The sequence below is a fragment of the Cellulomonas septica genome (genome assembly GCF_012396155.1).
Classification (GTDB): Bacteria; Actinomycetota; Actinomycetes; order Actinomycetales; family Cellulomonadaceae; genus Cellulomonas; species Cellulomonas septica.
Genome location: NZ_JAAXOY010000651.1, coordinates 1 through 1,997, shown reverse-complemented (window position 1 = coordinate 1,997; position 1,997 = coordinate 1). Strand labels below are relative to the sequence as shown.

Genomic DNA, 1,997 nt, shown 5'->3' with positions numbered 1-1,997 from the left:
CCCCCGCCCCGCACCCGGGTGCCGCCGAGGCACGGCCCGGCACGGGGTCGACGCACGCGCGCGCGCACCCGCGCCTCCCCGCACCGCTGCGGGTCCCCCGACGCTCGACGCGGTACGTCGCCATGGCCGCCGTCGCCATGGTCGCGCTCAACTACCAGCTCGTCGACGCGTTCACCACGGCGATCGTCGTGCCGCTCGCGCTCGTGCCGGTCTGGTGGTCGGCACCGAAGCGGTTCGTCGGTGCGCGCGGGCTGCTGCTGCTCGGCGGGATCGCGCTCGCGTCGGGCGTGTGGCTCACCGCGGTGTCGTCGGCGTCGCACACGATCAGCCCGGTCGTGCTGCGCGCGAACCTCCTGCTGGTCGTCGGCGGCTTCTGCGCGATCGGCATGCTCCTGTGGGCCCGCACCGTGCTCTCCCTGCGGACCGTCGCGCTGTCCGCCGCCGCAGGCCTCGTCCTGCGCATCGGCCTCGAGCCCATCAACCCGGCCAACCCGTGGAAGTACAACTTCTCCTACGCGGTGACCGTCCTCGCGCTCGGGCTCGTCGTGCGGAAGCGGCCACGACCCGTCGAGATCGTGCTGCTGCTCGCGCTCGCGGCCGTCTGCATGCTCAACGACTCGCGGTCGGCGTTCGCGACGCTCGTGCTCGCCGCGCTCCTCGTCGCCTACCAGCTGCGCCCGACGACGCTCGGCCGGCGGTCGAGCGCGCTCGCGACGATCGCGCTGTTCGCGGGCATCGCGGCCTGCGTCTACTCGGTCGGCACCACGCTGATCCTCGAGGGCTACCTCGGCGCGGCGACGCAGCAGCGGTCGCAGGAGCAGGTGCAGACGTCGGGCTCGATCCTGCTGGGCGGTCGGCCCGAGTGGGGCGCGAGCCTCGCCCTCGCCGAGTCCCGGCCCATGGGCTACGGCGTCGGCGTCCAGGCGAACCTCGACGACATCCTCGTCGCGAAGTCCGGGATGGCCGCCCTCAACTACGACCCCGACAACGGGTACGTCGAGAACTACATGTTCGGCAGCGAGATCAAGCTGCACGCGGTGATCGCGGACCTCTGGTCCAACTTCGGCATCCCCGGCGTCGCGCTCGGTGCCTGGATCCTCGGGCTGTCGGTATGGTCGATCGCGAGCGCCGCCGCACGCCGCGTCGCGTCCGGCCTCGCGATCTACCTCACGTGCGTCATGCTCTGGAACTTCGCGTTCGGTCCCATCTACAGCTCGATGCCGATCATCGTGCTCGCTCTCGGCATGCTGCTGCTCCCCCGACCCGGCGTCGATGCCGGCGAGGCGACCCTCGACGACACCCGACCGGCCGCCGGGCCGGACCCCCTGCCGGAAGGGCGCGCATGACCGTCACGGTGCTCGAGTCGTTCCCGCGGCCCCGCCGCACCACCAACCCGTACCTCGCGCAGCTGCTCGTCGAGCTGCCCGACGACGTGCACGCGCTCACGTTCGACTGGCGCACCGCGCTGCTCGGGCGCTACGACGTCTTCCACGTGCACTGGCCCGAGAAGCTGCTCCGCGGGACGTCGCGGCTCAAGACCGCGGCGCGGTTCCTGACCACCGCCGCCCTGCTCGCGCGCCTCTCGCTGACCCGCACGGCCGTCGTGCGGACCCTGCACAACGTCGAGCCGCACGAGTCCGGGAGCACGCTCGAACGGTGGCTCCTGCGCGTCGTCGACCGCCGGACGACCGTGTTCGTGCGGCTCAACGGGACGACGCCCCTGCCCGACGACGCCCGCCCCGGCACGCCGCTCGTCACCGTGCCGCACCCGCACTACCGCGGCTGGTACGCCCCGTACCCCCGCGGGGAGGCGCGGCCCGGTCGCGTGCTGTTCTTCGGGCTCGTCCGCCCCTACAAGGGCGTCGAGGAGCTCGTCGAGGCGTTCGCCGCGACGCCGGGCGACGAGCTCGAGCTGCGCGTCGTCGGCAGCCCCGAGACCGCGGAGCTGCGCGCGACCGTCGAGGCCCTCGCCGCCGCCGACCCGCGCGTCGAGATCG

Annotated in this window: 2 protein-coding genes; both read left to right on the top strand. The window is 73.3% G+C overall.

Features of this window, described 5'->3' with window-relative positions:
• The coding region (locus HGA02_RS17725) for an O-antigen polymerase (protein WP_210728770.1) at positions 1 to 1,346 on the top strand (1,346 nt) is incomplete at its 5' end.
• Positions 1,343 to 1,997: glycosyltransferase family protein (locus HGA02_RS17720; RefSeq protein WP_484482055.1), on the top strand; the 655-nt coding region annotated here is incomplete at its 3' end. The genes HGA02_RS17725 and HGA02_RS17720, both read left to right, overlap by 4 nt.